The sequence below is a fragment of the Ochrobactrum sp. AP1BH01-1 genome (genome assembly GCF_018066705.1).
Classification (GTDB): Bacteria; Pseudomonadota; Alphaproteobacteria; order Rhizobiales; family Rhizobiaceae; genus Brucella.
This window is the reverse complement of sequence record NZ_JAGPOU010000003.1, coordinates 1-12088: the sequence shown is the minus strand read 5'-3', so window position 1 is coordinate 12088 and position 12088 is coordinate 1. Positions and strand designations below refer to the sequence as shown.

Below are 12088 nucleotides of genomic sequence, written 5' to 3'. Positions count from 1 at the left end.
TAACTATTTGTTTTATCGCATTATCCAACGCAAAACCGTTTCACACTTTTGCTGGAAATGCTCTAGTTCCACGCGCCAACGAAAAGCACATGAGCACCGGAAGCGCAGAAGTGTGCCATTTGCAGGCCGTCAGAGCCGAAATAGACCGGGCTTCAGTTCCATGCGCCGACAAAGAACACCGCACAATAATGCAGTGCCGCGCCCACCACGACAAAGCCGTGCCAGATGGCGTTCTGGAACCGCAGCCGCTCCCAGACATGGAAGATAACGCCCAGCGAATAGACCATGCCGCCGGCGGCTATCAGCCAGAAGACGGCGGGCGGCAGCGACTGCACCATGGTGTCGTAGACCATGACGCCGCTCCAGCCGAGCGCCAGATAAAGCAGGATCGACAGCCGGTCGAAACGCCCGGGCATGAACAGTTTCAGCGTGATGCCGACCAAAGCCACGCTCCAGACGAAAAGCAGCAACGGCAGCGCGCGGTCGCCCATGTGCATGGCAAACGGCGTGTAGGTTCCGGCAATCAAAAGGTAGATCGCCGAATGGTCGAAGCGGCGCAGGAACCATTTGGTCGGGGAAACAGGCCAGATATTGTAGACGGCGGAAATTCCAAGCGCCGCCAGAAGGCTTGCAAGGTAGACGCCCGACGAGATCGAGGTCGCCGCCGGCATGTTCGGCAGGAAATAGACCAGCATGGCAATCGCGCCAGCAAGCGCCAGCCCGACACCCAGAACATGGATGATCCCATCGGCCCACAATTCGGCCCGGTCATATTTCCACTTGATGGGATGCGGCAATCTCACATTCATGTGGTCTTCCTGTCGTCGGTTCCAGAGCGCGTTTCGATCTGATTGGATCAGATCGGCGCTCTGGTCCCTTGTTTTAACGCGCATCCAGAAAGCCGTTTCACAATTTTCGGGATGCGCTCTCAACAGGAAACTGCCATTGCATTGCAGCGTCAAGATGACAGTTGGTTTATTGCGCCGCCGGTGTGTAGGAAGCCTGGATGGGCGCGACGCCCGGAAGCGGCGTGGCCGCACCTTCCGGCAGGGATGCCGGCTGGATGGAAGCCGCTGCCTCACGGGTCGGGCCGCTGCGCTTCCAGCTGCCGTCAAGGCCCGTTTCCTGCAACAGCCCCTTGCGCTTGGCATCGTAATAATAGCCGCGCGCATAATAGCGGACCGCCTGGCTTTCATCGCCACCCGCCACCTTGTAGGCGCCGGACAGATAGCGAACCGCATATTTCAGATTGGTTTCCGCATCGAGCAGGCCCTTGGCCGAACCCGTATAGCCCATGCCGCGCGCGGTCGGATGGGTGATCTGCATCAGGCCCCAATAAGGCCCGTTGCGGGCCGCCGGATTGAACCGGCTTTCGCGGTGCACGACCCGGCGCACAAGGCGCTCGGGAACATCATAGGCGACGGAATATTTGGTGATGAGCGAATCCAGATCCTTGGGCGCGCTGTCCGGCGTCTCGAAAGCCATATTGGCGGCAACGGAGGCCGGCGAAGCGGCGGCCTGCGCGCCTGCATAGGCCATCATCGGTTCGGACTGGCCGCGAATGCCCGGAATGGGAACGATTGCCGGCAGGACCGGATCGGAAGGGTCGGTCACGGCGGCGACGGTCTGCGCTCCGGCGGCGGCTGCATCGGCGGTCGCCGTGCCTGCGGCATCCGTCGCGGCACCGGCGGTGCTGCCTGCGGCGGCAACGGTCTGGCTGGACGTATCGGTCTGCGTGATCAGCGCGGTTTTCACCGGCTTGCCGTCATTGGTGGTGTTGCAGGCGCTGAGCGCCACGGCGCAACCAAGAAGCAGAATGCCCTTGCGGACCATATCAGCGGAAGAAGAAAGCTGGAGACGCATGACCGGACCCGTTCTCAGGAATCGAAATCTTGTTCGATGCGTTTTTCAAGCTCGACCAGATCGGCAGGCAGTGGCAAGCCGCTTGCGCGCAGCGCATTGAGCTTCTCGCGAACCGTTTCGCGGATTTCATGAGCGTCTTGCGGCTGATTCACCATTTGCTCGAAAAGCAGCGCAATTTCCGCCTTGATGTCCTCGAATGCCATCCAGATCCTCTTGGCTTTACAGGCATCGCGGGATGCCCGTTTCAGTCAATATTCTTTCGGTCGATGACAGTCGTGTACCATGCAAAAGGCGGCAAACGGAAGCGCTAAACGTCAGGGCTCAGCCAAAATGAATGTTTCAAACGGTAACAAAAAGATTAACGCGCTCACAGAACGCGGTGCAGCAACATATCTACTGCGTTGAAATCCAAAGCAAAAATACCAAGATCATCGAAGTCCAGACCGCCATTGGGATCGAACAGATAAATGCTCATCCAGACGAGCGCGATCACCAGCAGAATTGCCAGGATTGTCAGAATCAAAAGGCGTCGCCCGAGCGCGGTCTTGCGGCCCGCTCCTTCCGGCGGCTGTTTTGCCATAGTCACTTGCTGCCTTGTTCAATCGTCATTGGTCGCGTTCAGTTCCTCCGGCGGCGTGCCATGTTCAGGCTCCGCCGGGAGGTAGCCTTCGCGCACCAGCCATTTGCGCAGGATAAGCGTCATCGCCTCGGTCTGGTTGAGACCGGGATGTTTTTCGGCGATGAAGCGTTCCAGTGCGCCGTGCACGTCATCGGGAAGATAGATGCTCATTCAAGCTCCTCCGCGTGATAAATCAGACCACGGTTACGGTGAGGGTTGCCACGCCATCGACCTTGCCTTCCAGACGGTCGCCGCGCTTCACCGGACCGACGCCCGCAGGCGTACCCGTAAAGATAAGATCGCCGGGGCGCAGCTCAAAGAGCGACGACAGGTAGGAAATGGTTTCCGCCACCTTCCAGATCATCTGGTTGAGGTCGCCCGTCTGGCGCGTCTCGCCATTGATGGAAAGCGAAATCGCCGCCTTTTCCGGGTGACCGATTTCCGACACCGGCACGATGGCCGAACAGGGCGCAGAGTGCTCGAATGCCTTGGCCACTTCCCATGGGCGCCCGGCCTTCTTGGCAACGGCCTGCAAGTCGCGGCGCGTCATGTCGATGCCGACCGCGTAGCCATAAACATGGTCCAGCGCCTTTTCGACAGCAATGTCGGTGCCGCCGGTCTTCAGCGCCACCACGAGTTCGATCTCGTGATGCACGTCCTCGGTCTTCGGCGGATAAGGGAAATCGCCACCTTCGATCACGAGACTGTCGGGGTTCTTCTGGAAGAAGAAAGGCGGGTTGCGGGTCGGATCGCCGCCCATTTCGATGGCGTGATCGGCATAGTTCTGGCCGACGCAATAGATGCGGTGCACGGGAAAGCGCGCATCCGTTCCCTTCACCGGCAGAAACGGCTGCGGGGGCGGCGCGAAAACATATGTCGTCATGGGGAACTATTCCGGTCGGAAACTGATGAAGCGATTTCTGCCATCATGCAGACGCAAGCGCGTCGCCGCAACCCTTGAAAGGCGCAATTCCCCGTTTTCAGGCGCTGGGCCTGACCACAAAATCCGCCTTGCGCGATTGCGCAACCACGAGTTCGGCATTGGGAATGTCGTTGGAAAGGGCGCGATTTCGGGCCGTTCCGGCATCGAAGCCGAAGCCGAGCCAGCGGTCGATCAGGCGGCGTTCCAGCTCGGCAAAAGGCACGTCCAGATAGACCGTCATGTCGAAAAAGGAGGCAAGCTGCGCCCATGGCTGCTGATCGAGCAGGAGGTAATTGCCTTCGACCAGAAGCACGCGATGCTCCGGCCCGACTGCGGATGCGGCGGCGCGGGAAAGCTCCAGCGAACGGTCGAAGACCGGGATGAAGATTTCGCCTTCCGCCTGTTTCAGCCGTTGCAGCAGCGCCGCGAACCCGGCGCAGTCGAAGGTGGGCGGCGAACCCTTGCGGCTACGCAATCCCCGCTTGTCGAGAATGGTGTCGTCGAGGTGAAACCCGTCCATCGGCACGACGATGGACGGCGCTTCGCCGCCCTTGTTGATGGCATGGAGCAGATAATCGGACATGGTGGATTTTCCGGCTCCCGGCGGGCCTGCAATGGCCACGATCAGGCGCTCGTCGGTTTGCGCCAGCCGCGCAAGAATTTCCGAAGGCAGGGCTTCGCGCTCGATAGGCGTCATGTCCGGTTTCCGTGATTCGTCCTGCCGATTTATCAAAGGCGTGGCAGGTCTTTTCAAGCCGCTTCCTTCGGCCTCATCGCGCCGGTCATCAGGGCTACCGCGTCCGACATGGAATATTCCTTCGGGTCGATCACCGTCAGGCGGCGTCCGAGCCGGTGAATATGGATGCGGTCGGCGACCTCGAACACATGCGGCATGTTGTGCGAGATGAGCACGATGGGCATGCCGCGCCGCTTCACGTCGAGGATCAGTTCCAGCACGCGGCGCGATTCCTTGACGCCAAGTGCGGCCGTCGGCTCGTCCATGATCACCACCTTGGAGCCGAAGGCGGCAGCGCGGGCCACCGCAACGCCCTGGCGCTGGCCGCCCGAAAGGGTTTCCACCGCCTGACCGATATTCTGGATGGTCATGAGGCCCAGTTCGGAGAGTTTTTCGCGGGCGATCTTTTCCATCGCGCCGCGATCCAGCATGCGGAACAGCGAGCCGAGCGGCCCCTTGCGGCGGATTTCGCGGCCAAGAAACAGATTGTCCGCAATGGACAGCGCCGGCGACAAGGCAAGATTCTGGTAAACCGTCTCGATGCCCGCCTGCCGCGCTTCCATCGGCGAATGGAAGCTGACCGGCTTGCCGTCGAGCAGGATTTCCCCCTCATCCGGCTTGATCGCGCCGGAGAGCGCCTTGATGAGCGAGGACTTGCCTGCGCCATTATCGCCGATGACCGCGAGGATTTCGCCGGGATAGAGGTCGAAATCGGCATGGTCGAGCGCGGTGACGCGACCGTAGCGCTTGACCAGACCCCTGGCCGACAGAACAGGCGTGGTGTTCGTTTTCATGCGGCAGCCTTTCTGATCCACTGGTCGATGGCGACGGCGGCGATGATGAGAACGCCGATCAGGAGATAGGTCCATTGCGGATCGGTTCCCCACAGGCGCAGGCCCAGCGAAAACACGCCGACGATCAGCGCGCCGAACATGGTGCCGAGGATGGAGCCGCGCCCGCCGAAGAGCGAAATGCCGCCGATCACCACGGCGGTGATGGATTCGATATTGGCGAACTGGCCAGCGGTCGGCGACACGGAGCCGAGACGACCGATCATCGCCCAGCCGGCAAGCGCGCAGATGATGCCAGCCAGCACATAGACCGACATGAGGATCGGCTTCACCGACACGCCGGAAAGCTGCGCCGCTTCCGGGTCGTCGCCGATGGCATAGACGTGCCGTCCCCAGGCGGTGTGGTTCAGCACGTACCAGAGCAGCAGGACCAGCAGCACCATGGCGATGACGCCATAGGTGAAGACCGCGCCGCCAATGCGGATGCTTTCGCCGAAAAATTGCAGGATCGGCGCTTCCGCCGTGATTTCCTGCGCGCGGATGGTCTCATTGGCCGAATAGAGGAAGTTGGTGGCGAGGATCACCTGCCACATGCCAAGCGTCACGATGAAGGGCGGCAGGCGGACATAGGCGACCAGAAAACCGTTGATGAAGCCGCAGAGCGCGCCGGTGGCAAAGCCGCACAGAACGGAAAGTTCGGCGGGAAGCCCATAGCGGAAGGTGAACTGGCCCATCACCACCGAGGACAGCACCATGATGGCGCCGACCGAAAGATCGATACCGGCGGTGAGGATCACGAGGGTCTGCGCCGCCGCGACAATGCCGGTGATGGCGACCTGCTGCAAAATGAGCGTCAGCGCGAAGGCGGAGAAGAACTTGCCGCCGAGCGTGACGCCGAACACCAGCAGCGACAGGACGAGCACGATCAGCGGCACGGCGGCAGGATTGTGATGCAGGAAATTGCGCATCCTATATAGCAGCGACCGGTCGCCCGCATCGAAGGAGGCGACATCCGCCGCGCTTTGCGACAGCGTCTTCTCATAGTCCTGCATGGATGGTTTTTGTGCAGCGGAGGCCGCCTGTGGCTCACTCATCTCTGTCTCCTGCCTTCATGCTGATCCGGCAGAGCTTGCGATCTGCCGGACCTGAACCTTGAGCGCCTATCAGCCCCAGCACTTGTCGAGCGCGGTCTTGGTGTCGATGGACGGAACGCCTTCGACCGGCTTGTCGGTGACGAGCGTTACGCCCGTATCGACAAAATCCTTGCCTTCGGTCGGCTTCGGCTTTTCACCGCTGTCGGCAAACTTCTTGATCGCCTCGATGCCAAGTGCAGCCATCTGCAGCGGATATTGCTGCGAGGTCGCGCCGATCACGCCAGCCGCAACGTTCTTGACGCCGGGGCAGCCGCCATCGATGGAGACGATCAGGACGTCCTTTTCTCGACCGACAGCCTTCAGCGCTTCGTAAGCACCGGCGGCGGCAGGTTCGTTGATGGTGTGGACGACATTGATGTTCGGGTCCTTCTGGAGAAGGTTTTCCATTGCGCGGCGTCCGCCTTCCTCGTTGCCGTCGGTCAGGTCGCGACCGGCAATGCGCGGATCATCCTCGTCGCCAAGCTTGCTTTTGTCCTTCGGATCGATGCCGAAGCCGACATCGAAACCCTGATCGCGCAGAACGTCGACGCTCGGCTGCGACGCGGTGAGGTTGAGGAAGGCAACCCGCGCATCCTTGGCCTTGTCGCCAAGCGTTGCCGCCGCCCATTTGCCGACCAGCTCGCCGGCGAGGAAATTGTCGGTGGCAAAGGTTGCGTCCGCCGCATCCGCAGGCTCCAGCGGCGTGTCGAGCGCGATGATGAGCGCGCCCGCCTCGCGCGCCTTCTGCAGCGACGGCACGATGCCCTTGGTGTCGGAAGCCGTGATGAGAATGCCCTTGGCGCCATCGGCGATGCAGGTTTCGATGGCCGCGACCTGGCTTTCGGAATCGCCGTCGATCTTGCCCGCATAGGTCTTGAGATTGACCCCCAGCTCCTTGGCCTTGGCGACAGCACCTTCCTTCATCTTGACGAAGAACGGATTGGTGTCGGTCTTGGTGATGAGGCACGCGCCGACATCGGCGGCATTGGCCGAACTCAATGGAATGGCGGCAGCGCCAAGCGCGAAGGCAGCAAAGGCTGCCGACAGAACTGTCTTCTTCATGGACTCCTCCCAGATTGAAACCGGTTCTTCTTCCCCCGGCAGACGAGAAGCAAAACACGGCTTCAAAACAGAGTCAATTAATAAATCCACTTGATTTATTAATATGCTGTGTCACTCTGGCACCCGGAGGAGAGAGAGGCGCAAGGGATTGGCAGAGCGCCTGCCCTTATGCAGCACGAACGACCTTAAGCGATTGTTTTTATTTCATATCCGTTCAGAGAGGGCTTTTTCTCCCTCGATGTTTGGTTTAGGAATTCCCGCGCACCATGGCCGCATTGCGATTGCAATCCATGGGCCGGAATCTTGAGCATTTCCGAGCCAAGAGTGTGAAGCGGTTTTGCGTCGGATAATGCGATGAAAAAAAGAGTTCGAGCGGTTCCCGTGACACCGTTTTAACCGGAACCGCTCCAGGAGAGGCTATGGTCAGGCATAAAGTTGAACGCGATCCGCGAGACGGCGGGGCCGATGCGGCAAGCAGGTCTGCCGATACGCTTTCCGGCGCGCTGTCGGGAACGCCGGGTCCTGCCATGCAGCAATTCGCCGGGCCCGGCGCGGACATCAATCGCGGTTCCAACCAGATCGGCGTGCGCGCCTATAATGAGCGGCTGGTTCTGGCGCTGGTGCGCAGGCACGGCCAGCTTGCCCGCGCCGATATTGCGCGCCTGACCGGACTTTCGGCGCAGACCGTTTCCGTGATCATCCGCGCGCTGGAAAAAGACGGGCTCATTACGCAGGGCGAACGGGTGCGCGGCCGTGTTGGCCAGCCTTCCATGCCGATGCGCCTTGCCGCCGACGGGGTTTTCTCCTTCGGCCTCAAGATCGGGCGGCGCAGCGCGGAAATCATCCTGATGGATTTTCTGGGCGCGATCCGCGAGCGGCGCCACATCACCTATCGCTGGCCTGTGCCGGGCGAAATCCGCCGCTTCACTGTCGAAAGCGTCAATGCTTTCACTGCGGCCCTCGAACCGGCCAGGCGCGACCGCATTGCGGGGCTCGGCATCGCCCTCCCCTTTGAACTGTGGAACTGGGTCGAGGAGGTTGGAGCGCCGGCGGAGGATCTGGACGCATGGCTCGGCGCCGATCTGGTCAGCGATTTCGCCAGGGCGTTTTCGTTTCCGGTCTTCGTGCAGAACGACGGAACCGCGGCTTGCGGCGCGGAACTGACCTTCGGTCGCGGGCCGGAATTCACCGATTTCGTCTATTTCTTCATCGGCTCGTTCATCGGCGGCGGCGTGGTGCTGAACAACACGCTCTATCCCGGGCGCACCGGCAATGCGGGCGCGCTCGGCTCCATGCCGATGCGCATGCGCGGCACGTGGGAGCGCGGCGAGACCTTGCAGCTCATCGATACGGCCTCGCTGTTCGTCCTCGAACGCATGTTGCAGGAGCGGCATCTGCCCTCCGACGACCTGTGGCTTTCGCCGGAAAACTGGCGCAATTTCGGCACCCCGCTCGACGAATGGGTGGCGCTTGCCGCACGCGGTCTGGCCCATGCCGCGGTGGCGGCCGCCTCCGTGATCGACTTTCCCGCCGCCGTCATCGACGGCTGGCTGCCGGGCAATGTGCGCCATCGCATCGTGGAAGCGACCCGCGTGGAGCTTTCATGCCTCGACTTGCAGGGCCTGCGCGCGCCGAAGATCATCGAGGGCAAGGTTGGCGTCCACGCCAAGGCGATGGGCGCGGCAAGCCTGCCGCTTTCCAACCGCTATCTGTTCGACCAGAGTGTGCTGTTCAAGGATGCAGGCTAGTTCCCTTTATCGCCTTGTCGATATCCTTTTTGGGGCCATAAAGCGCAAGGCCGACCAGATCGGGCGCGTCGGCATTTTCCGCCTTGAAAACGGCACGGTTGGCGACGTCATGCCCGGTGTCGAACATGGCGCGCACATAGGGCGCCCGGATGAGATCGCGCTGGATCGATTGCTGCCAGGCCCGTTGCAATACGTCCGGCGTTGCCGAGAAGATCAGCATCGGCTGGCCCAGCAGACGCGCATGCTTGCGGCCTGCCGCATCCTCGTAAACGTCGCCCATCGCCTGCGGAACCGCGCCGGCTATGCCGGTCGCGACGAAGGCGGTCACGTTCAACTTCTGCCAGACAGGCAGATCGTGCAGGACGATAATGGCTACTTTTGTATCGAAAATCATCGGTTCTTCCTCTTTTCGAGGAAGATCTACCGGCTTTTCACCGCAATTTCTGGAACGTTTGTGCGGCCCCGGCGATAGGCGGCGGGCGTCATGCCATAGGCGCGGCGGAACCAGCGCCCCATATGGCTCTGGTCGGCAAAGCCGCTGAGTGCTGCGGCCTCCGCCGGCGGCACTTTTTCGCGCAGCAGGCGACGGGCTTCGGCAAGGCGCAACTGCACCAGACAGGCATGCGGCGTGGTGCCGTATGCGCGCCGGAACCCGCGTGAAAGCTGGAAACGGTCGGCGGCTCCGACAGATCCCGCCAGTTCATCGAGCCCGAATTCCTCATCGAAGCGCGCCCGCAGATAATCCATGGCGCGTGCCGCGACCGGATGCGGAGCCGCCCCTTTTTCTGCCGCCTCCTGCCCCAGATGCCGGGCAAGATGGTTCGTCACCTGATCGCGGCAATCTTCGATCATCAGTTGCGGCGCTTGCAGAAAAATAGCTTCACAGGCACGAGCGACTGCGTGAAACAGCTCGCCATCATCGGCCAGCGTCTGGCGAAAGCCGATATGCGCGTCATTGCCGCCCATCGCATCGCGGATCAGCGATTGCGGCATGTAGAGCATGTTATAGGCAAAGCCGTCCGCCGCGACCGCCTGCCCGTCATGGCGTTCGCCCGGCTCGATGAGAATTACCCGACCCGGCGTGCTTTGCCGCCGCCTGCCCCGGCAGAAAAAATCCTGCACGCCCGCATGGGTCACGCCGACGAGCCATTCGTCGTGAAAATGCATGTCATAGGCGTGGCTGTGGAAACGCGCGGCAACGGCTTCGAGGCCGGTGGCATCGTCGCGTTTCAGGCGCATAATATCGCGCGGGCCAGCGATGGGGCAAGCATTGTCGGTCATGACGGAATTTGTAGCATGGCCAGCGACAAACACACGCTTTGTTATTTTCAATCAATAAGTTTGATCTATGTTGTCTTGTAATGACCGCAAATGCCGACAAGTTAACCGCTTGAAACCATTGAATCGAACGGGAAAGACATGACCGTCAAGACGATCGCGACCACGCCATACCAGGACCAGCAGCCAGGCACTTCGGGCCTGCGCAAGAAGGTTCCGGTTTTCCAGCAGCAGAACTACGCTGAAAACTTCATCCAGTCGGTTTTCGACGTGCTGGAAGGCTTTGCCGGCAAGACGCTCGTGGTCGGCGGCGACGGACGCTATTATAACCGCGAAGTGATCCAGAAGCTCATCAAGATCGCCGCCGCCAACGGTTTTGGCCGCATCATGGTGGGTCAGGGCGGCATTCTTTCCACACCCGCCGCCTCCAACATGATCCGCAAATACAAGGCCTTCGGCGGCATGGTGCTTTCGGCCAGCCACAATCCCGGCGGTCCGAATGAAGATTTCGGCATCAAGTACAATATCGGCAATGGCGGGCCTGCGCCGGAAAAGATCACCGAAGCGATCTTCGCCCGCTCCAAGGTGATCGACCAGTACAAGATTGCCGATGTAGCTGACGTCGATATCGACACGATCGGCACCACACGGATCGGCGACACCGAGGTCGTCATTTTCGATCCCGTTGCCGATTATGCCGAACTGATGGAAAGCCTGTTTGACTTCGACGCCATCCGCGCGATGATCAAGGGCGGGTTCCGCATGAAGTTCGATGCGATGCATGCCGTGACCGGGCCTTACGCCAAGGAAATCTTCGAGACGCGGCTTGGCGCGCCGGAAGGCAGCGTCGTCAATTTCGTGCCGCTGCCGGATTTCGGCGGCCATCACCCGGACCCGAACCTCGTTTACGCCAAGGACCTCTACGATCTGCTCATGTCCGATAATGCGCCGGATTTCGGCGCGGCTTCCGATGGCGATGGGGACCGCAATCTCATCATCGGGCGCGGCATCTTCGTCACGCCATCCGATTCGCTTGCGATGCTCGCGGCCAATGCGCATCTGGCGCCGGGCTACAAGGACGGCATCAAGGGCATTGCGCGCTCCATGCCGACAAGTGCGGCCGCCGACCGCGTGGCCGAAAAGCTTGGCATCGGCATGTTTGAAACGCCGACCGGCTGGAAGTTCTTCGGCAATCTGCTCGACAATGGCAAGGTGACGATCTGCGGGGAGGAAAGCTCCGGCACCGGGTCCGACCATGTGCGCGAGAAGGATGGCCTGTGGGCCGTGCTGCTCTGGCTCAATATTCTGGCGGTGCGCAAGCAGAGCGTGAAGGATATTGTCGAGGAACATTGGGCGCGCTTCGGACGCAACTATTACACCCGCCACGACTATGAAGCGGTCGATTCGGACATCGCCAAGCAACTGGTGGCCGATCTGCGCGGCAAGCTTGCAAGCCTGCCCGGCACCACCGTCAACGGCCTCACGATCGAGAAGGCCGACGACTTCGCCTATCACGATCCGGTCGACGGCTCGATCAGCGAACATCAGGGCATCCGCATCTATTTCCCCGAAGGCGGTCGCGTGGTGCTGCGCCTGTCCGGCACCGGCACGTCGGGTGCCACCATCCGCATCTATATCGAGCGCTATGAGGCCGATACCGCCAGACACAATCTTGACACGCAGGAAACGCTGGCCCCGTTCATCGAAGCGGCAGAACAGATTGCCGAGGTGAAAAAGCGCAGCGGACGGGCGGAGCCGTCGGTGGTTACTTAGGGCAGTAGGGCAGTAGGGCAGTAGGGCAGTAGGGCAGTAGGGCAGTAGGGCAGTAGGGCAGTAGGGCAGTAGGGCAGTAGGGCAGTAGGGCAGTAGGGCAGTAGGGCAGTAGGGCATTCGGTAATGAGGTCATGCGAGAATAACAGAATACCTGAATCGCGGC

At 61.0% G+C, this 12088-nt stretch carries 14 protein-coding genes; 2 read left to right on the top strand and 12 right to left on the bottom strand.

Annotated elements, in window-relative coordinates:
* Positions 1 to 152 precede the first annotated feature (152 nt).
* The 10 genes from trhA to J9800_RS10695 form a co-directional block, all read right to left on the bottom strand.
* Entirely contained in the window at positions 153 to 809 is a 657-nt protein-coding gene (gene trhA, locus J9800_RS10740; protein WP_114214346.1) for a PAQR family membrane homeostasis protein TrhA, read from the bottom strand.
* Positions 810 to 975: 166 nt separating this feature from the next.
* Entirely contained in the window at positions 976 to 1863 is an 888-nt protein-coding gene (locus tag J9800_RS10735) for a lytic transglycosylase domain-containing protein (protein WP_114214347.1), read from the bottom strand.
* 14 nt (positions 1864 to 1877) lie between these two features.
* Complete coding sequence (locus J9800_RS10730) at positions 1878 to 2066, bottom strand: hypothetical protein (RefSeq protein ID WP_006472952.1); 189 nt, start codon at positions 2064 to 2066, stop codon at positions 1878 to 1880.
* Between the two features lie 164 nt (positions 2067 to 2230).
* Complete coding sequence (locus J9800_RS10725) at positions 2231 to 2443, bottom strand: hypothetical protein (protein ID WP_112592180.1); 213 nt, start codon at positions 2441 to 2443, stop codon at positions 2231 to 2233.
* Between the two features lie 18 nt (positions 2444 to 2461).
* Positions 2462 to 2653 carry a hypothetical protein gene (locus tag J9800_RS10720; protein ID WP_112592178.1) on the bottom strand — a complete coding sequence of 64 codons (192 nt, stop codon included), beginning with the start codon at positions 2651 to 2653 and terminating at the stop codon, positions 2462 to 2464.
* A 22-nt stretch (positions 2654 to 2675) separates the two neighbouring features.
* Positions 2676 to 3365, bottom strand: coding sequence for a fumarylacetoacetate hydrolase family protein (locus tag J9800_RS10715; RefSeq protein ID WP_162792615.1), 690 nt, complete (start codon positions 3363 to 3365; stop codon positions 2676 to 2678).
* Positions 3366 to 3462: 97 nt separating this feature from the next.
* Positions 3463 to 4101 (bottom strand): nucleoside/nucleotide kinase family protein, encoded by a 639-nt coding sequence (locus J9800_RS10710; protein WP_114214350.1) that lies wholly within the window; start codon positions 4099 to 4101, stop codon positions 3463 to 3465.
* Positions 4102 to 4154: 53 nt separating this feature from the next.
* Positions 4155 to 4934, bottom strand: a complete 780-nt coding sequence (locus tag J9800_RS10705; RefSeq protein ID WP_114214351.1) for an ATP-binding cassette domain-containing protein — start codon at positions 4932 to 4934, stop codon at positions 4155 to 4157.
* A complete protein-coding gene (locus tag J9800_RS10700) occupies positions 4931 to 6025 on the bottom strand; it encodes an ABC transporter permease (protein WP_114214352.1) in 1095 nt (364 codons plus the stop codon). Before J9800_RS10700 ends, J9800_RS10705 begins: the two co-directional genes overlap by 4 nt.
* Before the next feature lie 69 nt (positions 6026 to 6094).
* On the bottom strand, positions 6095 to 7126 hold the full coding sequence (locus J9800_RS10695) for a sugar ABC transporter substrate-binding protein (protein WP_112592170.1): 1032 nt from the start codon (positions 7124 to 7126) through the stop codon (positions 6095 to 6097).
* Positions 7127 to 7629: 503 nt separating this feature from the next.
* Here J9800_RS10695 and J9800_RS10690 point away from each other — a divergent pair.
* Entirely contained in the window at positions 7630 to 8874 is a 1245-nt protein-coding gene (locus J9800_RS10690; RefSeq protein WP_502696696.1) for an ROK family transcriptional regulator, read from the top strand.
* Here J9800_RS10690 and J9800_RS10685 read toward each other — a convergent pair.
* Entirely contained in the window at positions 8858 to 9268 is a 411-nt protein-coding gene (locus tag J9800_RS10685; protein WP_114214355.1) for a DUF2000 domain-containing protein, read from the bottom strand. The genes J9800_RS10690 and J9800_RS10685 overlap by 17 nt on opposite strands.
* Positions 9269 to 9294: 26 nt before the next feature.
* Positions 9295 to 10155: an AraC family transcriptional regulator gene (locus J9800_RS10680; protein ID WP_114214638.1), complete on the bottom strand. Its 861-nt coding sequence runs from the start codon at positions 10153 to 10155 to the stop codon at positions 9295 to 9297.
* 138 nt (positions 10156 to 10293) lie between these two features.
* On the opposite strand from J9800_RS10680, the gene J9800_RS10675 reads away from it, so the two are divergent.
* Positions 10294 to 11925, top strand: a complete 1632-nt coding sequence (locus J9800_RS10675) for an alpha-D-glucose phosphate-specific phosphoglucomutase (RefSeq protein ID WP_114214356.1) — start codon at positions 10294 to 10296, stop codon at positions 11923 to 11925.
* The last annotated feature ends 163 nt before the right edge of the window (positions 11926 to 12088 follow it).

What these genes read in the sequence shown, in the direction of transcription:
- trhA (WP_114214346.1), bottom strand. Translation starts at nt 809, where the DNA reads ATGAATGTGAGATTGCCGCATCCCATCAAGTGGAAATATGACCGGGCC.
- J9800_RS10735 (WP_114214347.1), bottom strand. Translation starts at nt 1,863, where the DNA reads ATGCGTCTCCAGCTTTCTTCTTCCGCTGATATGGTCCGCAAGGGCATT.
- J9800_RS10730 (WP_006472952.1), bottom strand. Translation starts at nt 2,066, where the DNA reads ATGGCATTCGAGGACATCAAGGCGGAAATTGCGCTGCTTTTCGAGCAA.
- J9800_RS10725 (WP_112592180.1), bottom strand. Translation starts at nt 2,443, where the DNA reads ATGGCAAAACAGCCGCCGGAAGGAGCGGGCCGCAAGACCGCGCTCGGG.
- J9800_RS10720 (WP_112592178.1), bottom strand. Translation starts at nt 2,653, where the DNA reads ATGAGCATCTATCTTCCCGATGACGTGCACGGCGCACTGGAACGCTTC.
- J9800_RS10715 (WP_162792615.1), bottom strand. Translation starts at nt 3,365, where the DNA reads ATGACGACATATGTTTTCGCGCCGCCCCCGCAGCCGTTTCTGCCGGTG.
- J9800_RS10710 (WP_114214350.1), bottom strand. Translation starts at nt 4,101, where the DNA reads ATGACGCCTATCGAGCGCGAAGCCCTGCCTTCGGAAATTCTTGCGCGG.
- J9800_RS10705 (WP_114214351.1), bottom strand. Translation starts at nt 4,934, where the DNA reads ATGAAAACGAACACCACGCCTGTTCTGTCGGCCAGGGGTCTGGTCAAG.
- J9800_RS10700 (WP_114214352.1), bottom strand. Translation starts at nt 6,025, where the DNA reads ATGAGTGAGCCACAGGCGGCCTCCGCTGCACAAAAACCATCCATGCAG.
- J9800_RS10695 (WP_112592170.1), bottom strand. Translation starts at nt 7,126, where the DNA reads ATGAAGAAGACAGTTCTGTCGGCAGCCTTTGCTGCCTTCGCGCTTGGC.
- J9800_RS10685 (WP_114214355.1), bottom strand. Translation starts at nt 9,268, where the DNA reads ATGATTTTCGATACAAAAGTAGCCATTATCGTCCTGCACGATCTGCCT.
- J9800_RS10680 (WP_114214638.1), bottom strand. Translation starts at nt 10,155, where the DNA reads ATGACCGACAATGCTTGCCCCATCGCTGGCCCGCGCGATATTATGCGC.
- J9800_RS10675 (WP_114214356.1), top strand. Translation starts at nt 10,294, where the DNA reads ATGACCGTCAAGACGATCGCGACCACGCCATACCAGGACCAGCAGCCA.